The sequence below is a fragment of the Pseudoalteromonas sp. NFXS39 genome (assembly GCF_040148775.1).
GTDB classification, from domain to species: domain Bacteria; phylum Pseudomonadota; class Gammaproteobacteria; order Enterobacterales; family Alteromonadaceae; genus Pseudoalteromonas; species Pseudoalteromonas apostichopi.
In genome coordinates this window covers 66,569-88,437 of sequence record NZ_JAGDEC010000010.1, presented here as the reverse complement: position 1 = coordinate 88,437, position 21,869 = coordinate 66,569, and the positions used below count along the sequence as shown (strand labels likewise).

Below are 21,869 nucleotides of genomic sequence, written 5' to 3'. Positions count from 1 at the left end.
CTTTTCGTTTAAAAAACAGTTATGAAGATGTTTTTGGTAAAGCATCAAGTGCTTGGCTGATTTGCGCAGCTGATTGATAACCTGGGATCATCGTGCCATCTTCTAAAATAATTGCTGGTGTCCCCGACATACCAAAACTTTGACCAAGTTGGTAATGCTCTGCAATTGGTGCGTGACAACCAGGCACCGCTGCTACTTCTGCACCCGCTTTTGCTTCTGTTAACGCTTCAGCAGGATCTTTAGCACACCATACATTCATTAAATCTTGATACCCTTTACCACGTAAACCACCACGTGGGAAAGCAAGGTATTTAACTGTGATACCCGCTTCTAAGAAATCATCAAGTTCACGGTGTAACTTACGGCAATAACCACAGCTAATATCAGTAAACACCGTGATTGAATGCTTTTCGTTTTTCGCTTTGTAAACGATCATCGAATCTTCGTATTCAGCTATACCTTCTTTACGTACATCGCTCAGTGCATGCTCTGTTAGGTTAACTCGGTTATTAAGGTCAATCAGTGTTCCTTGCATAAGAAATTGACCGTCAGGGCTTGCATACAGCACGCCTTTGTCAGTAATTAGTTCTTTAAGGCCTGCCACTGGGCTTGGATTGATTTGCTTAACGGTTACGCCTAATTCGGCAAACTTAGCAATAATTGGAGCATCAGCAGCGTCTGTTGTTGATACGCCATTGGCAAACACATTTAAGCTTGTGCCTAGTAGTGCTGTGGCTAAAACTAACTTTTTCATAAATATCCTATATCCTGATCATTTTTTATATAGACCGGTACATCTTTAAAAATCTTGCACTAAGCTCGTGGATGATGTTGCTCGTGTACCGACTTCAATCTTTCATTCGCTACATGGGTATAAATTTGTGTTGTTGATAAGTCACTGTGACCTAACATCATTTGCACGACTCTTAGGTCCGCCCCATGATTAAGCAAATGCGTTGCAAACGCGTGTCTGAGCGTATGCGGTGATAACGGCGATTCAACTGATGCCAAAATAGCATAGTGTTTGATGCGATGCCAAAAAGTTTGTCGCGTCATACCAATCCCACGCTTAGATGGGAACACAAAGTCAGTGGCATGCTTTATCATTTGCGAACGGCCCACTTTTAAGAATTGCTCAAGCCAATACATTGCTTCTTCACCCAAGGGAACTAAGCGCTCCTTATTACCCTTACCTTTTACAAAAACCACAGCTTGGCGCAAATTAATTTGCTCCATTCTGAGCCCCACCAGCTCAGTAACACGAAGCCCTGTAGCATATAAAAGCTCAAGCATGGCTTTATCGCGAAGTCCCATAGGGTCTTCTATGTCTGGGGCTGCAAGCAATGCTTCTACTTCGGCTTCGGATAAGGTTTTCGGTAATGATTGCCCAGCTTTTGGTTGAGCAATGTTTACCATCGGTGAATCTGCAATCATTTTTTCGCGCACAAAATACTGATAGAAACGTTTCAGTGCACTAATGCTACGTGCGGTACTACGCGACTTCAGCCCTAGATCGACGCGGTAAGCTAAATAAGCTTCGATATCATCTGAGCTAACGGCAAGAAGGTCTTTATCTTTTATAAATTGGCAAAACTTTTCAAGGTCACTGCGATAGGCCGCCAATGTATTTTCGCTGACGCCTTGCTCAAGATACAGAGTATCTAAAAATAACTCTAAATGTTCGGCGTTATTTGCTGTCATTACACCTTTTTGTGCTTGTGAATTATTATCAGCCACGCGTACTCTCATCCTTATCAAGGTATCAATTGATTATACCTTACGGTAAACTTAGGCCTATCATATCAGGCAAATACACAGTGATAAATACGATGCAGATTGGTTTATTTTATGGTTCTACAACCTGCTACACAGAAATAGCAGCAGAGAAAATTCGCGATATTATTGGCCACGACATAGTGAGCCTTCACAATATCAAAGATGAGCCATTAAAAAATGCAGAGCAATTTGATTTCGTTATCTTCGGCATCTCAACTTGGGACTTTGGTGAGCTGCAAGAAGATTGGGAATCAATCTGGGACGACATTAAAGATGTTAACTTAAACGGCAAAACCGTGGCTCTGTTTGGAATGGGTGATCAACAAGGTTATGGTCAATGGTTCCAAGATGCACTTGGCATGTTACACGATGAGATTTGTGATCAGAGTATTACCTTGCTCGGTAAATGGCCTAACGATACAAGTTATGAATTCGAAGCCTCAAAAGCGCTCACAGAAGATGGTAAACAGTTTGTAGGCTTAGCCCTTGATGAAGACAGCCAATACGAGCTGAGCGATGACCGTATTGCAACCTGGGTTGAGCAAGTAATGACTGAATACAGCGAAAGCTTGTAACATCCTGTTATTTATAAAAAGCCAAGCATTGCTTGGCTTTTTAATTTTTATTCAACACGTTGCCAATATTGATTACGGTAGAAAAAAGCAATATAGCCGCGCACTTCAAGTACCTTACCCTGTTCTTTTGGAGTCAATTTTAGGGTATAAGTTTTACCATTGTTTGGGTCCAGAATTTCACCATCTTGCCAGCTACCATCGCCAGCATCTTTAGCACCTTCAATAATTTGTAACCCAAGAATAGGCTGATTTTTCTTATCACCTTTACACTTTTCGCATATTGCATCTTGCTTGGCTGGGTTAAGTATTTTTTCTACACTGCCAATCAGCACGCCATCTTGCTCACTAATACGCACTAAAGATTTCGCTTCATTGGTGTCTTCGTCAATGGTTTTCCAAAGACCCACGGGTGTCAAAGCAGCAAAGCACAGCTTAGAAAATAATAAGGCAAATAAAACAATTGATAAACGGATCATAAAAAACTCGTATAAAACTTAAGACTTTGGCACTATATCAGGACTTAGTAAAACACACCATTTTGCTATTTTCAGAAATAGACAACACATTGCGAGGGAACACAATGAGTCAATTTACATTACTTACCGGTGATATTGTCAGTTATGACAGTAATCAGGTTACCAAAATTAACGCAGCAGGTGATATAATAATAAATCGCTTTGCTGAGCCATTGTTTATCCCTGATAGCGCTAAAGCCGCTCTTGAACTGGGTCGGCTTGACGACAACTTATTCAATTTAAATAAGTTAATGCGCTCAGGCTATGCCGATCCCTGCCCAACTACCCGCGTTCTTATCGAAACCACAAAACCTTTACCAGAAATTAAAGGCCTGTTGATCAAACGCCGCTTTAATATTATTGATTTTTGCAGCGCTGAAATAGAAAAATCACACAGTAAGTCGGTGTTAGATGCCTTATTAAAGCTTGAGTATGTTCAGCAAATTCAACTTGATGAGGTTATGCAATTACAGCCACCTTCCATGCAAAAACCACAGGTATAATTACATTTTTAGGTAATAAGCTTTACATAGCTCTTTGTAATCTTGGCTGTAGCTACCATCAGCTGCGTGTATCGTTAACGACGTTGTTTCACATTCACACTTGCTTTGGCTGAATAACAAAAGGCTACGACTTGGTTGCTTTTTCTCGGTAGTGCGTACCAAGCAATGACGTGTTAAGTACCAGTCTGCTTGCTCTGCCACAGCAATAAATAGTTGCGCTTCGACGCAAGGCAAAATTACATTCAATACAGTTTTGCCGTGGCTAAGCCGAGTACAAGCCGCAATTAAATCACTAAAGCTAAGACCATCTGTGTGGCGAGCAGTATTGCGAGCATCGTTATCACCTTTTAAGCTAGCATTAAAATACGGCGGGTTGGTAATGATTGCATCAAAAGGCTTTACAGCACTGAACGACTGCACCGCACCTTGAAAAAGACTAATATCAGGCCAAGGGCTATTGGCGAAATTTTCTCGAGCATCACTGCAAGCACCAGAATCAATTTCGATGGCACTGATATTTGCTTCAGGTGATCTTTGCTTTGCCATCAAAGCCAGTAGTCCTGTGCCAGTGCCTATATCTAAGATGCGTTCAGCCCTTTTCAGATTAGCCCACGCACCTAATAAAATACCGTCGGTTGAGACTTTCATCGCAGTGCGTGTTTGCGTTACTGTAAATTGTTTAAACACAAAGCCTGACATTTTTTCACCTTTTCATTCACCACAGCCGCGTTAACGCGTATAATTAGGCTTAATTGTCCTCTATTTATGTCACTCTATGCAATTTTCTGAATTTGATATTGATAACAAGCTGTTAAATGCCATTAATAAAATGGGTTTTGATACGCCAACCAGTATTCAACAACAAGCGATCCCTGAAGCACTTCAAGGTCGTGATATTTTGGCATCTGCCCCTACTGGTACGGGTAAAACAGCCGCGTTTTTGATCCCTGCAATTCAATACTTGCTCGATTTCCCGCGTCGTGAACCTGGTTTTGCACGTGTCTTGATCATGACACCAACCCGTGAGCTTGCGTATCAAATTCATGAGCAATGTGAATTACTTGCAGCACAAACTCATCTTAAAATTGGCGTTGTGACTGGAGGTATAAACTACGGGACCCACAAAGAAATTTTCGAAAGCAATAACGACATTCTAATTGCGACGCCGGGACGCTTAATGGAGTATCTCGAGACAGAGAACTTTCATGCCGAAAACGTTGAAGTGCTGATCCTTGATGAAGCAGACCGCATGTTAGACATGGGCTTTCGTAAAGAAATGCTTCGCATTTGTGATGAGGCGCGAAACCGCCGCCAATGTTTCTTATTTTCAGCCACCCTTGAAGGTGACAGCGTTGAGTTATTTGCAGAGCGTATCTTAAATGATCCTGCACTACTTGAAGCTGAATCATCACGAAAAGAGAAAGGCAAAATTCACCAGTGGGTTCACCTTGCAGATGACTACAACCACAAGCTGAAAATGCTAGTTGAAACGTTAAATGGTGATGACATTCAGAAAGCTATTGTGTTTGTTAAAACTCGTGAGCGCCTAGAAACACTGATTGGTGAATTAAACAACGAAGGCATTCGTGTTGCTTGGTTACGCGGTGAAATGCCGCAAGACAAACGAATGAAGACAATGGAGAATTTCCACTCTGGGCGAAATAATATATTAGTTGCAACGGATGTTGCCGCACGTGGTATTGATGTTGCTGATATCAGTCACGTTATCAACTTTGATATGCCACGCACCGCAGATGTATATGTTCACCGTATTGGTCGTACCGCTCGCGCTGGCAAAAAAGGCATCGCGATTTCATTTGTTGAAGCCCATGACGTAGCAATTGTTGGTAAAGTTGAACGTTATATCGAACAAAAACTCAAGCGCCGAGTTATCAAAGGGCTCGAGCCACAGCATAAAGAAGCTAAGCTCCCATCCAAAAAGAAGAAAGATCCAGAAAAAATGAAGGCAAAGAAAAAAGCCAAGTCTAAAACTAAGAAGAAAAAATAGTTTTACTGACACTGTTATAAAAATGCCGAGTTTGTCTCGGCATTTTTATGCCCTACCTTTTTTACTTATTAAGTGTGTAATTAGTTCACACTTTCTTACCCTCACATACTCAACACAAAAATAAAAGCATAAAAATCAATTAGTTAAATTTTGGAATAATAATTGTAACAGGTTCAGCAATAGTTCACAGCAGACTAGATTAACGAGGGAATTGTATGAGCCGCTTCAAATTAACCATAGCACTTACTTTATTAAGTTGTTTGTTTTTACTTGCTTGCGCAACTACTGTAAGCGCCAATACCAGCGTACTAACAACCAGCACATCGGCACAACCACGTCTACAGCAAATGGCATTGCAAAAATTAACGAGCAATCCAAATTTTCAAATTGAAAACCTACAAGTAATTGTTGATGGTGATACTGTTGAACTAAAAGGCATTACAGAAACAGGGTTTCAGCGAGCTTTGGCACAAAAGTTTTTAGAGCACAGCCAAGGTGTGATGCAGATAAAAAACAACCTTAAAGTGAGCAAGCTTAATCACTCATCACTTTAAGGCTAAGTTTACAAGTGGTGTGAGATTATTCGCCGCTTGCTTGTAAGTTAATAAATTTAGCAAGCTCTTCTGGTTGACCCATCAGCATTTGAATTTGCTGATTAATCTCCATCATGGTTTTACCTTCAGGTAATTTAGCAGACACAGAAAAAGACGATAAACCACTCACAAAATTGCTAATCGCTGTTGCAAGTTCTTCACTCACAGGCACTTGTTGTAACTGCATGGTAACGACTTGCTTAAATTGCTCATGAGTCATTCCTTGTGCAGTTAAAAAGCTTTCAAATACCGCTTTAAGCTCACCTTCGTCAGCAATCGACATATTTATGCTACGCGGTTCTAACTGAGTTAATGCTGCCATCATTTTCGATTGCTGTTGTAACTGCTGCTCTAATGTTAATTGACCGTCAGCTGCTTCATTTTGCATCTGGCTAACAGCCAAAGATGCTTCCATCAGTGCTGTGGTTTTAGCCAAGCCTAGATTAAAATTAACATCAGCCACCTCATTCGCAGTGACTTTAAGTGCAAAATCACTATCGCCTGAATCTTTATTGTAATCAAGAGATGAGTCAACGTTATAACTTGTTGATGCTAGCTTGTTATTTGAATTTTCAGGAAGCTGTGCCAAAAACTCATCGCTAAAACGAAAGTTTTTCATCACAAAACCTGTGTGCGGCGGTACAGCATCAACTTCGTAACCCGACACATCAATACTATCAATTGTCGCAACTTGCTCATTACTCAGGCTGTTCGAAACAGTGATTTCTGTTAACTGCATACTACTATCAAAAATACTGGCTGAGATATCGCTGTATTTAATATCTACACCGCTTTGTGTTGATAATGCACTGATTTGCTTATCAACCACCTTTTTCACTTCCTGTGTAGCTGCGTAATTTGCGTAAGCTACGCCACCGACAGCCGCAGCAACAACCGCTGCAATAATTAACTTCTTCATTATATTTCCTTTAATTGGTGTAAATTTTTTATCAGTGTATCAAATTGTATTTAGTTTATTAACGACAGTAATTCATGCACTGTTTTCACTGGCGTGATCTTAGCTCCAAGTCCTTCCATTGATTTATGGTAATTGCGATGCGGAATAAAAATTTCAGTAAAGCCGTGTTGGGCAGCTTCTTTAACTCTGGGTACTCCGCTGTCTATTGGTCTAACATCGCCATTAAGACTTAGCTCGCCCATAATACAAGTTGTGCGAGGCACAACAAACTCGTTCAAACTGCTTAATAACGCTGTTACTAATGCTAAATCGATACAGGTTTCTGATTCATCGATTTTTAAACCACCAACAATGTTAAAAAAGGTGTCATGAAAGATTTTTGTTTTTGTATGTTTGCGTAAAATTCCCGTAAGCATCTTGATACGGTTCATGTTTAAACCAACACACACCCGCTGCGGAAACTCAGCTTCTGTTTCTGTAGTTAAGCACTGGATTTCGAGAAGTAAATTACGGTTACCTTTACGAATACAAGTAATAGCAGATCCCGGAGACTCGGTACTAGAACCAGATAAAAAGATTTCACTCGGGTTATCAACACTCAGCATTCCGCGCTCACACATTCTGAAAATACCCACAGTGTCGATATCACCAAAACGGTTTTTATTAGCTCGTAGCGTTCTGATTTGCCCATCGTTAGTATCGATATGTAATAAAGCATCGACGATATGTACTAACGTTTGCGGCCCGGCAATTTCATTATTTTTGTTTACATGGGCAATGATGAACATAGTTACATCATTTTGCTTACAGTATTGCGTTAATGCTTGGGCTGCACTTTTTACCTGTGAAGGTGAACCTGGACTACCATTTGCCGTTTCTGTTACTACAGCCTGAATTGAGTCTATCACCGCAAACTTAATTTTATTTTTATCAAGCTCTTCAATAATAGCTTCAACGCTGGTTTCAGAAAGCAAATACAACTCTTCTTCGTTGTAATCTAAACGTAGGCGATTCACACGGTTTTTAAACTGCGATAAAGACTCTTCGGCTGTACAGTACAAAGACGGCATGAGCTTTGACATACGTGCAACCAAGTCTGACAACAAGGTGGTTTTACCTGCACCTGGGTCACCAGAAATAATATTGACTGAACCTGTGGTTACGCCACCACTTAATACTCTATCTAGCTCACCAATTTCAGTGAGACGTTTTTCAGCCTCAGCTGTGGCTACTTCATTTATTTTCTTTGAACCACCGCTTACGACACCGGCATAACCTGCCACAGCGGCGCGGCTTGCTGCTTGTTTTGATTGCCCTGCTGAGGGTTTAAACTCTGCGAGCGTATTCCACGCTCCACACTTACACTGTCCTTGCCAGCGCTGATAGTTCATGCCGCACTCAGTGCAGACAAATTCGATTTTTGCTGATTTTGCCATTCGGCCTTACCTATTTTGGTAGCTGATTTGTGACTATTTCTGTATTTTCAAGCATATAATAGCTAAAGTAAAACATACGACTCAGGCGATTTAATTAGAGCCAATTTATAGTCACAAATGATAACATGCTGTAACCTGCCCCTAAAAAGTACTTAATTTAGCTAAGCACTTAATTAAGAAATAGTTAAGGGCACAGTTTTTGCTTACAAATAAAACTTTACAGTGCTTGCCATTTAATTGGCGAATACATATAACAATAACTAATAAAATAAAGAAGTAGTCACACTGTTTTGGCTTTAAATAGCCCGCTAGTATACCTACTTTTTTAGATAGACGGTGATGGTTTTATAAATGGCTGAAGACATTCTGCTTAAATATGAAAGCCTAGTTGATGAACTAAAGGCACATTTAGGCACTCCCCAGTTCGATAAACTGTTTAAATCAAAGACAGCTAGCTTAACAAAGCCAGAGCAGTTTCTGATCAAAATGGAAATGTCGCGCTTATCTCAGCCTGTAGCTCGCTTTATTGATTTACGTGGTCAAGTAACCGGCCAAGTGAAACCTTACGAATATGACGGCAAGCAACACTTTATGGACGATACCGCCATTGAAGTGTTTGAGGATGCCATAAAACGCCACGGTGGTTACACGCTTGCCGTTTACGAAGCGGTGATGAACACTGAAAATAATCACCGAGTAATGCAAAAAAAGGCTGCAGAACAAGCTTTAACCGACGATAGTACAGCTGCAGAGCAGCCAGCCAAGGTCATTAAATTTGCATCTTACGAGAGTCGCCGCGAAGAGCGGATGAACTATTCAATTAAAATCACCGTTGAGCTTGATAAAGACCGCAAAGTTGCTGCATCAACCTCAGATATTTCTTTAAGCGGTGCCAAAATTAAGCTGGGGCCTCGTTACTCAGTTAAAAAAGGTCAATTAATTGGTTTACGCCTGGTTGGCCTAGAGCAAGACTTCGAACTGGGCCTAAAAAACGGTATTCAATACGAAGTGGTTGCGGTAGAAAAGGTCTCTCGTGAATACAATCATGTACGCTTAAAACGCACCTTTATTGAGAATAATGAAAAATTTGATGAGTTTTTAGAAAGCTTTATCCACGGCAACAAACGCCGCTATAAAGTTAATTTAGACAATACGCTAGATGCTGTTGTCTCAAAAGGCTACGAGCAATACTATATTCCACGCGTTACCTCGTTTTATGCTTTTTTAAGCTTACAAGGCGACAAACTTTACCCTAGCCTTGCATTAACCACTGAGAATAATATTTTTATTCAGCGCTATTTTTGTGATGAACGTAAGTTGTCATGTTTATACAGTATTATTAATCAGCAGCGTTTGGGTCACTTACTTAGCTCACCTGATGCAGTAAAAGAAGAATACCTTTATACTTTCACGCATACGGCTGCGGGCAAAATTTATTATTATTCCGCTACAAAAACTGAGCTTGAAAGCCAACCACACCTAAGAGATTTATTCCTCGGGTTTGGCAGCCAAAAAGACAGCTGGCAGTGCTTTAAGCTACAGTTGATGCCAAGCCATCCGGAAGACTCTTACATTCCATTGTCACTGCCAAGCAGTGCTAGCAAAAATATCGAAAAACTAAATAAACCACCTACACCACGAGTGCAGGGGTTGATCAAAGATGTTAAATATCTACTAATTTTAACTTCGGTTGGTACAAAGTTTGAACAACGAACATATCAACAACTTGATTACAGTAAAGATGCAGTAAACCAGCTCAAGCTTTTCGGTCACAGTAAGCACAAAACGCCCCCTCATTTAGAGCCTGTGGCGCTCGAATATGTAAACCTTAGAGCTCATAAACGCTACTTATACAAAACATCTGTCAGCATTGAACACCATGAGCAAACTATTACAGGGCATACCCGAGACTTATCAGTGATGGGATTGCAAATTGAATGCGACCAACCAGTTGAGTTCAAAAAAGGCGATATCATTAAGTTAAACTTGCCTGATTTGCAAAAAATTACCAAAAAGCATGATTTGACGAATCTTGCCTATGAAGTGATGGCTGTGAGTAAATCACTGACAACAGTAAACTTAAAAGTCCATCGGATTGGTGACCTACCACATATGGCAATTAAGTTTTTCACTGTTTTAATCGATAACAACAAAGACAAATTACGTGTCTGCGAAGAAACGCCTAAGATTCCGGGGTTATCGACCGCACTCAGAAACATGGTGACCAAAAGTGTATGCCAATTTCCGTTTTATTTACATAAAGAAGCAGCTCACTTTAAAGCTGGCGCAATTGGTCAAGGTTTATATCCAAGCCCACTACATGTGTTACTGCAAAACTTTGCGTTATTAAATGAGACGACCAGCATCGATGGTTTCTTATCGACGGATCAAATTACAGAGGTGATCACCCCGTTAATAAAAGATCGTAGTCGCCAAGATCCGCCATTACCATTTACTTTATTTTTACGCTTTGATCCGCGCCAAGCCGAAATTAGCGATGCAATTACTAGTCGCTGTATCAGTGAAGATGACTACAAACCACAAACTTTATTTGTGAAAAAAGCGCTGAAAAACGATTTAGTATTTGTGTTTCGTTTATATGTTTCACGTACTGGTCGACCTGATATTGATTACTTAGCGAATGAGCTTAAATATATTAGTCAGTACGCATTGCACAAAGCAAAAGATTTAGAAGAAGCGCTGTGGGCAGTAGCCGGTGTAGGTGATTTAATTGATATAACCGAAGAAGCGCTTACCCATTTTGATATTGACCAAAAGCTGATCACGGAAATGAGTAAACGCAAAGCGACTTGGTTAAAGCGAGTAATCTAACGGTAGAGAGAGTAAGTAAGCAACTTGCAGTAATGAACCTTCATTAATTGCAGTTTGTGCTTGCTCAACTACTTTAGGTTTACCATGCACAGCAACGCCAAGCCCTGCCGCAGCCATCATTTTCAAATCGTTAGCACCATCACCCATGGCAACTGTTTGACGATTATTTAAAGTCAGCTTTTGTTCGATTCGTTTAAGTACACGAGCCTTTTCTTCAGCATCAACAATAGTGCCAATGACTTTACCCGTTAAGCGATTATCTTTGAATTCAAGAGTATTGGCATGCACCTCATCTAAACCAAGCAGTGACTGCACTTGCTCTGCAAAAGGCACAAAGCCACCTGATGCGATTGCTAAATGCCAGTTATGCGCTTTTAGGTATTGGCATAATTCACTCACGCCCGGCATAAGCGGTAAACGCGCTTTTAAGCCGTCAATTAAATCTACATCGATGCCCTCAAGCTTCGCGACACGCTGCTTTAAGCTTTGTGCAAAGTCGAGCTGCCCGGCCATAGCTTGCGCGGTTACAGCGGCAACTTCGTCATACACATCAGCAAGACGCGCGATTTCGTCGATACACTCAATAGTAATAGCTGTTGAGTCCATATCCATCAACAATAAGCCTGGCTCATCCACTGTCGGTGGATTAGTTAGTTGCACCAGTTGAATACCTAACTGTTTGGCAAACTCAACTAATACGAGTGGGCTCAGTAAAATTGTAGCATCGCTATGAAAGCTCCATGCCACAGGTATATCTGTAATTGGTTGATAACAACAAAGCGATAAATTACTTAATCCATGTGACGCTAAAAAATCACTAATAGTAAGCAGTTTCTCTGCATTAAGCTCATTACCAAAGGCAACACTAAACACGCCTTGGTTTGCTTTTGGCGTAAAGTCTGTTGTAATAAGGTGTTTGTTTTCAATTTTATACCAACAATTTAGGCTGATTTGTTCTGCTAAATTTGCTGAAGGTGTAGCAGCTAAGCTAAGCTGTGACATAGTGGCTCCACATTAGACTTATGTCTGTCCTTGGTCGTGCATTTGGCACTCGCACACAAGGGGCTGTTAAAGTTATCATGTTGTACCATCAAAATTAAAAGCTGTCAGTAACGTATACGGTGACTATGAAAAATAACCAACTTAAAATTCCCTTTTCAGCCACTTATCGCCAGCGCTTTGTGCGCTTGAGTTTGGCTACAGCCTGCTTTGTGCTGTTAAGTTGGGTTGCCATGAATAGTAGCTTCCAAAGTCACCAATTACTTTACGATAGTGCTGATAGCACAGCAATAAGCTTAACCAAGTTTATGGCACTAAATGCCAAAACCCCACTACAAGAAAAAAATAAACCCGAGTTAAATGCTTTATGCGATCACATTGCTAAAGATGAGTATGTATTAGCTGCAACTATTTACGATCAACAAGGAATTCAACTTGCTGCCAGCGATAATTGGCAAAGTCATCACACATTTGGTTTATTACCAGATTCAACACCGGGTATCAGTAAACTCAAAACGCCATTTGTTGAGCCGGTGATAAGTGATGATGAAAGACCTATTGGTTTTGTATCAATTACCTATTTAACACAGGCTTCCATTGCGACCAGCCACAGTAGTTTTCATGATTTAGGTCGCCAAGTGTTATTAATGTTAGTGATCACCTGTATTTTTACTTGGCAGCTAGGTCGCGGGTTAAAACTCTGGCAAATCAACCGTTACATCAAAAAAAGCGCAGAGCAAGAATCGTAAAGTTCAGCAGCGAGTTGCTGCTGTGCATCACCTGTCACGCCTTTGAGCTCACATAAATGAGCGAATACGTTGCGCACTTTAAGTGGCGTATTAACCTGCCCCTGAAAGCCTGCCAGCGGCATTGACGGCGAGTCGGTTTCTAACACTAAATGCTGTGGCTCAATTGAGCTTATAACTTTACGAGTTTTAGCAGCTCGCGGGTAACTGATAACGCCCCCCACTCCGAGCTTAAAATTTTGTTTTATATAACTTTGAGCTTGTTGTTCAGAGCCTGAAAAGGCATGGATAACACCACCATACTTTGGTTTACAGCGTTTAAATGAGCGAGTAATCAAATCATGGCTTTGTCTGTGATGAACAATCAGTGGTAAAGCGAGTTGGTTGGCAAGCTCTATCTGCCCTTCAAAAAGCCATGTTTGTTTATCGAGGTTGTCGATACTACGATCAAGCCCGCACTCGCCGATGGCAATAAATTTTCCTAAATGGGCTTTTGCTAACTGCTCTAACTCAGCAAGGTGATGATCTTGGTGATCAGATAAAAAATAAGGGTGTAGACCTAAAGCAACTGAGATACTAGGCTCTGATTTAGCAAAAGAAAAAAGTGCTGTAGATTGTGCCAAGCTCACACCCGGCACAATAAAATGTTCGATCCCTACTTGCTTGCACTCTTTGATGAGCTCTGAACGAGTCTCATCAAACTCACTAAAATCAAGATGGCAGTGAGAATCGATGAAGTGCATTTACGGATTTAAACGACCAAACAGCCAACTGCCATCGGCATGGCGTTGATACATAAACCGGTCATGTAAGCGGTGTGCACCACCTTGCCAAAACTCAATTTTAGTAGGCTCAACGCAATAGCCCCCCCAAAAATCAGGCAATGGAATTTCACCATCAGAAAACTTTTGCTTCATTTTCGCAAATGTTTCCATTAATACCTTACGTGATGACACTGGACGGCTTTGCTGAGATGCCCAAGCTGCTAATTGGCTTTCTTTTGGACGCGATAAAAAGTACTTAGCCACAGCGGTTGTTGGTAATGGTTTTGCCTCACCATACACAATGACTTGTCGCTCCATATGATGCCAAGGAAAGTGCAAGGAAATTTTGTTATTACCTTTAAGTTCTTGCGCCTTGCGCGAGCCAGTATTAGTAAAAAACACAAAGCCATTTTCATCAAGATGCTTTAACAGCACGATACGCTGTGAAGGTTGGCCATGTTCATCAACCGTAGCAACCACCATCGCCGTAGGATCAGGTAAGTTAGTTGCAACAGCTTGTTCTAGCCATTTTTCAAACTGCTTAATTGGAGACGCATCAAGCATGTCTTCAGATAAACCATCCTGTAAATATTCACGGCGAATATCTTCAAGTTTCATAAAATTCCCTCTACGCTATCGGCTAAAGATTAATCAAGGTTATTGAGCTATCAATTTTGTTGGGTTTCGCTGCGCTCTACCCAACCTACGAAGCTATGAGTTCTTAAACGTTATGCAAGTGTAGGAGTGCTTTCAAAGCGAACTACACGAGGCAGAGTTCACCTAAGTAGTTTAGCCTAAGACAAGGCGGAAAACCGACTTATCCCTATGAGCATACGTGTTTTGTATGTGATTAGGGTCAGTCGGTTTGACAACGCAGTATTAGGTTAAAATACGACGGTGATTACATTTGCTCCATTACTTCGATACCTAAAAGATCCAATCCTGATTTCAGGGTCTTAGCAACCAAATTACATAACACTAAACGGCTGTCACGTACATTTGGCTCTACGCCTTCTTTTAGGACTGGGCACGCCTCATAGAACGTCATGTATAGGCTTGCTAGTTCATATAGGTATCCACATAATACGTGCGGTGTTGCTTCGCTGATCATTAGATCAAGTACTTCTTCTAATTGTAGAAGTTTAAGTGCGAGTGCTTTTTCTTGTGGCTCGTTGATTGCAACGTCTGCTGTTAATGACGCAGCATCAATACCTGATTTACGGAAGATACTGCGAACGCGGGTGTATGCGTATTGAAGATAAGGCGCTGTAGCACCTTCAAAGCTCAGCATACTATCCCAGTTGAAGATATAGTCGCTAGTGCGGTGTTTAGAAAGATCCGCATATTTCACTGCGCCAATACCGACTTTACGGGCTATTTCGCTACGCTCTTCGTCGCTTAAGTCTGACTCACGCTCAGCAAGTTTAGCTGCAGCACGAGTGATTGACTCTTCTAGCAAGTCTGCAAGTTTAACTGTACCGCCAGTACGAGTTTTGAATGGCTTACCGTCGGCCCCCATCATGGTACCAAATGGGCAGAATTCATAACTTGTTTCATCACGTAATAAACCAGCTTTACGTGCTGTTAGCTCAACTTGATTGAAGTGCAAGCTTTGACGCGCATCAACGAAGATTAGGATACGATCCGCACCCAGTTTGTTTGAACGGTAATCACAGGCTGCTAGGTCAGTTGTGGCATATAAGAAACCACCACCTGATTTCTGTACGATAAATACTGAAGGCTCACCGTCTTTATTAGCAAGCTCATCTAAGAACACCACTTGTGCACCATTAGATTCAACCGCAATTTCTTTGCCTTTTAATAGCGCAATAATGTTTGCAAGTTCACTGTTATAAGCACTTTCAGCCATGATGTCATCGGATGTAAGCGTTACGTTTAGACGCTTATAAACTTCTTCAGAATGCTTCACAGAAGTCGCAATGAATAGCTTCCATAGTTTTTCACAGTGTGCGTCGCCACCTTGTAATTTAACAACGTAATCACGCGCTTTATCAGCAAAACCTTCTTCATCATCAAAGCGTTTTTTCGCATCACGATAGAAGGTCTCTAAATCAGCTAGTGCAACTTTGTCTAGATCAACACCTTGGTTGATTTGATCTTCTAAGTGCGCGATTAGCATACCAAACTGAGTACCCCAGTCACCCATGTGGTTTTGACGGATAACTTCATCGCCACGGAACTCAAGGGCACGAACAACCGCATCACCAATGATAGTCGAACGTAAATGACCTACATGCATTTCTTTAGCAAGGTTAGGTGATGAGTAATCAACAACCACTTTTTGCGCCGTTGCATGCGGTGCAACAGCCAGCTTTTCATCTTCATTTGCCGCTTTTAAGCTAGCTGATAAAAACGCAGGCTTTAAGTGAATATTGATAAAACCAGGGCCTGCAATTTCAGTTTTTTCTGCGATATCAGCAAGATCTAGGTTATCGATAATTTTTTGTGCTAGCTCACGCGGGTTCGATTTTAGTTTTTTTGCAGCCCCCATCGCGCCATTGATTTGGTAATCACCAAATTGCGGGCGTGTGCTTTGCGTTACCGCTGGGTTTGTGTCTTCTGGTAACCCTGCTGCAACCATCGCAGCAATTGCTTTTTCGATTAAAAGAGTACGAATATTCATTGTAATTTTTACCTTTATGGCCCGTAGTACGGGCCCTTAAATTTGAAGCAGTCTTAGCGTATTAGTTTTCGCGCGTGTGGTTAAACTTGATATCTGGATAGCGTTCCATCGACAAGTTTAGGTTTACACGGCTTGGCGCGATATAAGTAAGGTTATCGCCACCATCAAGCGCTAAGTTGCTTTCGCACTTACGCTTAAACTCTTCAAGCTTTTTGTTATCGTCTGAGCTTACCCAACGTGCAGTATTAACACTGACACCTTCGTAAATCGCATCAACGTTGTATTCAGCTTTTAAGCGAGCAACAACCACATCAAACTGTAGTACACCTACCGCACCAACGATAAGGTCGTTATTTATAAGCGGTCTAAATACTTGCACAGCACCTTCTTCAGATAACTGAACTAAGCCTTTTAGCAATTGCTTTTGTTTTAATGGATCTTTTAAGCGAATACGGCGGAATAATTCTGGTGCGAAGTTAGGAATACCACCAAACTTCATTTTTTCACCTTGCGTAAAAGTATCACCTATTTGAATTGTACCGTGGTTGTGTAAACCAATGATGTCACCCGCATAAGCATCTTGCGCTCGCTCACGGTCACCTGCCATGAAGGTTACCGCATCAGAAATACTCACTTGCTTACCAATACGCACATGGTTCATCTTCATACCTTGGCTGTATTTGCCCGATACAATTCGCATAAAGGCAATACGGTCACGGTGTTTAGGGTCCATGTTTGCTTGAATTTTAAATACGAAGCCAGAGAAGTTATCTTCAGTTGCAGCTACTTGGCGGTCTTCTGTTTCACGAGGTAGTGGCGCCGGAGCCCATTCAGTTAAGCCATCAAGAACATGGTCAACACCAAAGTTACCAAGTGCCGTACCAAAATACACAGGCGATAGCTCACCCGCTAAGAACAGATCTAAATCAAATTCGTGTGATGCACCAATCACAAGCTCTAGCTCTTCACGAAGCTGCTCTGCAAGTTCGCTACCAATTGCATCATCAAGTTCTGGGTTATCTAAACCTTTAATAACACGTACTTCTTGAATCGTGTGACCTTGGCCTGTGCTATACAAAATCGTTTCTTCACGGTGAATGTGATACACACCTTTGAATTCTTTACCACACCCAATCGGCCAAGTAACAGGCGCGCAGGCGATGTTAAGCTCAGTCTCAACTTCGTCTAATAACTCCATTGGGTCACGAATATCACGGTCACACTTATTCATGAAAGTTACGATAGGTGTAGTACGTAAGCGTGTTACTTCCATTAATTTACGAGTACGATCCTCAACACCTTTCGCCGCGTCGATTACCATTAGACACGAGTCAACCGCAGTCAATGTACGATAGGTATCTTCAGAGAAGTCTTCGTGTCCTGGAGTATCAAGTAAGTTAACTAGACGCTCATTGTAAGGAAATTGCATAACAGACGTGGTTACCGAGATACCACGTTCTTTTTCCATTTCCATCCAGTCTGATTTTGCGTGCTGGTTTGAGCCACGACCCTTTACGGTACCCGCTTTTTGAATAGCTTGTCCGAATAACAGAACTTTTTCTGTAATGGTGGTTTTACCCGCATCCGGGTGCGAGATGATCGCAAAGGTGCGTCGTTTATTAATTTCGGTAGTTAAATTAGACATGTAAGCTGCTTTTAGTCATAACAAAGCGCACTTGGCTGCCCTATAAATTATAAAGCTCGGTGCGCACTGTAAAAATAAAATAGAATTGCCGACTATTATACCTTGTTTGTCTTAGCCAAAAAAGCAACGATTGTAAGTAATTATTCACCATAGGCTGGGTATATGGGTTGTTCACTTTTTTGCTAAGCTTGTGTAATCAAGTTGTAACGCATACTATTGATAAATTGCACGGAGGGATATCAATTTAGGTCATGAAAACCAGTAAGCTCAGTATTCGATTATTATGGTATATCACACCTTTAGTGATCTTACCTTTGTTGTTTTTAGGTGGCTTTACGTTAACCAATGTGACCAATTCAACAAAAAAACAAGCAGAGCTTATTGTCAGTCGCTTTGTTGAGCAACAGCAACAAAAAATCTTCAATTACATTGACTCATTTCATTCGATTACCCGGTTACTTTCGACTTCTCCAGTATTGGCGGACTTTTTAGCCCGTGAACCCGAATCAAAAAACCAATACATTGAACGCCTTGGCGAGTTAATGAATGTATTTGCAAGTTATTCAGAAGCTTACCCTGATATAGTCAGCATTAACTATGTTGCCCCAGACGGCAAAAGTGATGCATTTTATTCAAGCCAATTAACCCCTGCGCCTAAAAGCTACCCGTTTTTTGATCAAGTACTGCAATCAAATTTGCGCCAGCAGCAATTTATGATCCCCAAAGAAGATGGCTCCACCAGTTTGTACTTTGTGCACCCTATTTACAATATCGATTACTACTTAAAACAGCCGCAACAGTTAGGATTTATTGTTGTACATGTAGAACCATCGATATTAAATGCCAGCATTTTAGAAGCGCCTTTTAATAACACCCTAAATTTGTTTTTGACAACTAAAGGACAAATTTTATTTAGCTCAGACTATGACTTACGGGGCAGCTACTTAAGTGAATACGAGCTTGAACAAATTAAGCATTTGGCCGATTACGGAAAACTAGCCAGCATTGAGCTTTCGAGTATCGATAAAGAAGAGCGTATCATCTATGCGGTGCAAATGACCGACGGCGATTACTTCATCTCGACCACCCCCAAAGATTTACTGTATCAGTCAGGTAAAGCCATCAGTTTAATTACTGCGTTAATTGTAATTATCTCTGTGATTTCACTACCTATTCTTATTTACATTGTGGTGCGTAATTTACTACTCACCCCAGTCGAGTTATTAGGCGCTGCAAGCCATCGCGTTGGTGATGGTGATTTATCTGTGTATTTGCCCGCCCATACAAACGATGAAGTAGGCGTACTTTTTAACGACTTTAACCACATGGTGAACCAAATTCGTCATTACCAAGACGAACTCGAAGAATATAAGCATCACCTAGAAGAAAAGGTTGAAAGCCGTACTAAAGCGCTCGAAGCAATGAATAGCAAGCTAGAAGTGGCAATCGCGCAAGCCGAACAAGCCAACCAACTAAAAAGCCGCTTTTTAGCAAATATGAGTCATGAAATTCGCACCCCACTTACCGCAATTATGGGTTTTACAGAGCAACTTCTGCACAACAAAGATGCGGTGAATGATGAACAACATTTAAGCACCATTTTACGTAACTCTAAGCACTTGCTTGAGCTCATCAATAACATTCTTGATTTATCAAAAATTGAAGCTGAAAAACTCGCTGTTGAGCGTGGGCCATGTAATGTAGTGCAGCTTATTCATGATATTGATTCGATTATTCGCCCACTGGCTAATGAGAAGCAACTGGCGTTTAATATCAACTACAAGCTACCAATCCCCAAAACCATTAATAGCGATACCACACGTTTAAAACAAATCTTGATCAATATTGCCAGTAATGCGGTTAAATTCACTGAGAAAGGCAGTATCTCGATTGATATTAGCTACAACAGCGAAAAACAAAATTTACAATTTGCGATTCAAGACACAGGTATTGGTATGTCAGAGCGCGAAGTTGAACGGGTATTTAAACCGTTTGAACAAGCTGATGCGACGACAACTCGCCGCTTTGGTGGTACAGGTCTTGGCTTGTGTATTTCGAAGAACTTAGCCCAGTTATTGGGTGGTGATGTGCAACTTATCAGTGAACCTGGAAACGGCAGTTGTTTTACCGTGCAAGTTGCAGCTCACTTAAATGCCGAGCAGCTTAAGTATGAGGCCTTTATTCATAACTATGAGCAGCTCTCGCCGAGTAAAGACGTACAGCTTTCATTCGCTGCTAATAGCTTTGATGCCAATATACTGGTGGCCGAAGATAACCCAGATAACCAGTTGCTGATCAAACTACTGTTACAAACTTGGGGACTTGAGCCTGACATCGCAAAAAATGGTGCTGAAGCGGTAGAAATGGCATTGGTTAATGATTATCAGTTGATCATCATGGATATGCAGATGCCTGTAATGGGTGGCTTAGAAGCGACGCAAATGTTACGTCATGCAGCCTACGATGGACCTATTATCGCGCTTACAGCCAATGTGATGAAAACCGATGTCGATACTTACATAGAAGCGGGCTGTGATGAAGCCCTTGCAAAACCAATCGATAAAGACGCATTAGAGCAAGTTCTCGTAAGCTACTTACACATTGAAAAAGATAGCCAAAACAAATGGGAAAATTTACTGAAAAGTGAAAAATTCCAACAAATTAACGACAACTATCGTTCAAAGCTGCCTGATTACTTAAGCCAGGTCGTGCAGTTGTATCGCACTAAAGAGTGGGAAGCGCTGCGCTCAGTAGCGCATAGCCTAAAAGGCAGTGCTGGGTGTTTTAGTTTTGAAGCAATTCATAAGACCGCTGGACAACTTGAAAATGCCTTACGTAGTAATCAAACTGAACAAATCGAGCAATGCTACAACGCGCTTATAAGCGCCCTTGAAGAGGCATCTTAAAGGCTAAAGCTCATGCCCATTAAAATAGCGTCTTCATTCCCTGTTGCGGTTGGGTAGTAGTTCTTGCGCACTGACATATGTGAAAAGCCAGCACTTTCGTACAAGCCAATAGCAGGTGCATTAGACTCACGCACTTCTAAGAAGAGGTTTTCAGCTTGGTGCTGTTCACCATGCTCAATAAAAGCATTTAACAACTGCTTAGCAATGCCCTGCCCTTGGTGCTTTGGCGCAACACAAATATCCATCAGGGTGTAATCTGGGCCCGCTTGCTCACCGATATAAAAACCTAGCATATCATCGCCATGAAAAGCAGCCAGGTTAAAGTAACGGCCCGCTAAACACGACAGCATGGTTTTCTCTGTCCACGGGTGACTATGGCACGCATTTTCAATAGCCATTAACTGGCTGATATAAGTTGCATCTACAGATTTAAAGCTTATCAAGTTGTTCACCGATTAAAGACCAAAGTTGTTTTTTCTGTTTACTATTAAGCTTATCGCTCGGTAAACCCAAGCACCCCTCTTGCCAGCTAATACTTGTTGTTTTAACGATTTCAGTAATAACTAACGGCGCAAATGCTTTTTCGAGGTCTTGGTGAAACTGTAACGGTAGCGTAAGTGTTTCTTGTTGAGTATTTGACATCTCTTCGCTAGAAACGTCAGGCACAGTTCGATAGTGTTGATTCAACTCTAAAGATTGTACAGAGAATATCGCAGCGTAACTTGGATTCATAACGACTCAATCATGATTAAGAGCAAGTAATATAGGGAGATTTGCGATTAAAGTAAAGAAGGAAGAAATGGCAGGGGCGGAGAGATTCGAACTCCCAACCGTCGGTTTTGGAGACCGCTGTTCTACCAATTGGAACTACGCCCCTGCAATGACGACGAATTATATAGAGCTTTTTTCAAAGGTAAAGTAAAAAAACACAGTTTTTAGTTTAACTGCTTTTTAAATAAACAAAACGGCGAATTAGCAAGCTAATTCGCCGTTTTTGAACCAATTCAG

At 41.3% G+C, this 21,869-nt stretch carries 20 protein-coding genes and 1 tRNA gene; 7 read left to right on the top strand and 14 right to left on the bottom strand.

Annotated features, from left to right (window positions below):
• Positions 1 to 19 precede the first annotated feature (19 nt).
• Together dsbC and xerD are read right to left on the bottom strand one after the other, a co-directional pair.
• Positions 20 to 754, bottom strand: a complete 735-nt coding sequence (dsbC, locus tag J3455_RS17215) for a bifunctional protein-disulfide isomerase/oxidoreductase DsbC (RefSeq protein WP_130050791.1) — start codon at positions 752 to 754, stop codon at positions 20 to 22.
• Positions 755 to 813: 59 nt separating this feature from the next.
• Entirely contained in the window at positions 814 to 1,701 is an 888-nt protein-coding gene (gene xerD / locus J3455_RS17210) for a site-specific tyrosine recombinase XerD (RefSeq protein WP_502508500.1), read from the bottom strand.
• 128 nt (positions 1,702 to 1,829) lie between these two features.
• Here xerD and fldB point away from each other — a divergent pair, with 128 nt between their 5' ends.
• Positions 1,830 to 2,351, top strand: a complete 522-nt coding sequence (fldB, locus tag J3455_RS17205) for a flavodoxin FldB (RefSeq protein WP_130050789.1) — start codon at positions 1,830 to 1,832, stop codon at positions 2,349 to 2,351.
• A 47-nt stretch (positions 2,352 to 2,398) separates the two neighbouring features.
• Here fldB and J3455_RS17200 read toward each other — a convergent pair whose 3' ends face one another.
• On the bottom strand, positions 2,399 to 2,827 hold the full coding sequence (locus J3455_RS17200) for a DUF2147 domain-containing protein (protein WP_349562100.1): 429 nt from the start codon (positions 2,825 to 2,827) through the stop codon (positions 2,399 to 2,401).
• Between the two features lie 104 nt (positions 2,828 to 2,931).
• Between J3455_RS17200 and J3455_RS17195 the strand changes: the two genes are divergently transcribed.
• On the top strand, positions 2,932 to 3,369 hold the full coding sequence (locus J3455_RS17195; protein ID WP_167658778.1) for a hypothetical protein: 438 nt from the start codon (positions 2,932 to 2,934) through the stop codon (positions 3,367 to 3,369).
• Here the strand turns inward: J3455_RS17195 and J3455_RS17190 are convergent, their stop codons facing one another.
• Positions 3,370 to 4,068, bottom strand: coding sequence for a tRNA1(Val) (adenine(37)-N6)-methyltransferase (locus J3455_RS17190; protein WP_349562099.1), 699 nt, complete (start codon positions 4,066 to 4,068; stop codon positions 3,370 to 3,372).
• A gap of 76 nt (positions 4,069 to 4,144) precedes the next feature.
• Between J3455_RS17190 and srmB the strand changes: the two genes are divergently transcribed.
• Together srmB and J3455_RS17180 are read left to right on the top strand one after the other, a co-directional pair.
• A complete protein-coding gene (gene srmB / locus J3455_RS17185; protein ID WP_130050785.1) occupies positions 4,145 to 5,377 on the top strand; it encodes an ATP-dependent RNA helicase SrmB in 1,233 nt (410 codons plus the stop codon).
• Between the two features lie 215 nt (positions 5,378 to 5,592).
• Positions 5,593 to 5,931 (top strand): BON domain-containing protein, encoded by a 339-nt coding sequence (locus J3455_RS17180; RefSeq protein WP_130050784.1) that lies wholly within the window; start codon positions 5,593 to 5,595, stop codon positions 5,929 to 5,931.
• A 25-nt stretch (positions 5,932 to 5,956) separates the two neighbouring features.
• Here J3455_RS17180 and J3455_RS17175 read toward each other — a convergent pair whose 3' ends face one another.
• Positions 5,957 to 6,889 carry an aq_1923 C-terminal domain gene (locus J3455_RS17175; protein ID WP_130050783.1) on the bottom strand — a complete coding sequence of 311 codons (933 nt, stop codon included), beginning with the start codon at positions 6,887 to 6,889 and terminating at the stop codon, positions 5,957 to 5,959.
• A 50-nt stretch (positions 6,890 to 6,939) separates the two neighbouring features.
• Positions 6,940 to 8,325 carry a DNA repair protein RadA gene (gene radA, locus J3455_RS17170; RefSeq protein ID WP_167658776.1) on the bottom strand — a complete coding sequence of 462 codons (1,386 nt, stop codon included), beginning with the start codon at positions 8,323 to 8,325 and terminating at the stop codon, positions 6,940 to 6,942.
• Between the two features lie 351 nt (positions 8,326 to 8,676).
• Here radA and J3455_RS17165 point away from each other — a divergent pair, with 351 nt between their 5' ends.
• Positions 8,677 to 11,157: a PilZ domain-containing protein gene (locus J3455_RS17165; protein ID WP_349562098.1), complete on the top strand. Its 2,481-nt coding sequence runs from the start codon at positions 8,677 to 8,679 to the stop codon at positions 11,155 to 11,157.
• Here the strand turns inward: J3455_RS17165 and serB are convergent.
• Positions 11,140 to 12,159, bottom strand: coding sequence for a phosphoserine phosphatase SerB (serB, locus tag J3455_RS17160; protein WP_130050780.1), 1,020 nt, complete (start codon positions 12,157 to 12,159; stop codon positions 11,140 to 11,142). The genes J3455_RS17165 and serB overlap by 18 nt on opposite strands.
• Before the next feature lie 125 nt (positions 12,160 to 12,284).
• Between serB and J3455_RS17155 the strand changes: the two genes are divergently transcribed.
• Positions 12,285 to 12,905, top strand: coding sequence for an AhpA/YtjB family protein (locus tag J3455_RS17155; protein WP_167658774.1), 621 nt, complete (start codon positions 12,285 to 12,287; stop codon positions 12,903 to 12,905).
• Here the strand turns inward: J3455_RS17155 and J3455_RS17150 are convergent.
• From J3455_RS17150 to prfC, 4 genes are all read right to left on the bottom strand, one after another.
• Positions 12,872 to 13,645, bottom strand: coding sequence for a TatD family hydrolase (locus J3455_RS17150; RefSeq protein ID WP_130050778.1), 774 nt, complete (start codon positions 13,643 to 13,645; stop codon positions 12,872 to 12,874). The two genes, J3455_RS17155 and J3455_RS17150, sit on opposite strands and share 34 nt — an antisense overlap.
• Positions 13,646 to 14,284 carry a pyridoxamine 5'-phosphate oxidase gene (gene pdxH, locus J3455_RS17145; RefSeq protein WP_130050777.1) on the bottom strand — a complete coding sequence of 213 codons (639 nt, stop codon included), beginning with the start codon at positions 14,282 to 14,284 and terminating at the stop codon, positions 13,646 to 13,648.
• Positions 14,285 to 14,567: 283 nt separating this feature from the next.
• Complete coding sequence (gene argS / locus J3455_RS17140) at positions 14,568 to 16,310, bottom strand: arginine--tRNA ligase (protein WP_130050776.1); 1,743 nt, start codon at positions 16,308 to 16,310, stop codon at positions 14,568 to 14,570.
• 61 nt (positions 16,311 to 16,371) lie between these two features.
• Complete coding sequence (gene prfC, locus J3455_RS17135; protein ID WP_178927336.1) at positions 16,372 to 17,955, bottom strand: peptide chain release factor 3; 1,584 nt, start codon at positions 17,953 to 17,955, stop codon at positions 16,372 to 16,374.
• A gap of 251 nt (positions 17,956 to 18,206) precedes the next feature.
• Between prfC and J3455_RS17130 the strand changes: the two genes are divergently transcribed.
• The gene (locus J3455_RS17130) at positions 18,207 to 20,861 is read left to right on the top strand and encodes a hybrid sensor histidine kinase/response regulator (protein WP_130050774.1); all 2,655 of its coding nucleotides are present in this window, start codon (positions 18,207 to 18,209) and stop codon (positions 20,859 to 20,861) included.
• On the opposite strand, the gene rimI is transcribed toward J3455_RS17130, so the two are convergent.
• From rimI to J3455_RS17115, 3 genes are all read right to left on the bottom strand, one after another.
• The gene (gene rimI / locus J3455_RS17125) at positions 20,858 to 21,304 is read right to left on the bottom strand and encodes a ribosomal protein S18-alanine N-acetyltransferase (RefSeq protein WP_175580473.1); all 447 of its coding nucleotides are present in this window, start codon (positions 21,302 to 21,304) and stop codon (positions 20,858 to 20,860) included. The genes J3455_RS17130 and rimI overlap by 4 nt on opposite strands.
• Positions 21,291 to 21,593: a hypothetical protein gene (locus J3455_RS17120; protein WP_130050773.1), complete on the bottom strand. Its 303-nt coding sequence runs from the start codon at positions 21,591 to 21,593 to the stop codon at positions 21,291 to 21,293. Before J3455_RS17120 ends, rimI begins: the two co-directional genes overlap by 14 nt.
• Positions 21,594 to 21,661: 68 nt before the next feature.
• Positions 21,662 to 21,738: transfer RNA gene (locus J3455_RS17115), tRNA-Trp, on the bottom strand.
• Positions 21,739 to 21,869 lie beyond the last annotated feature (131 nt).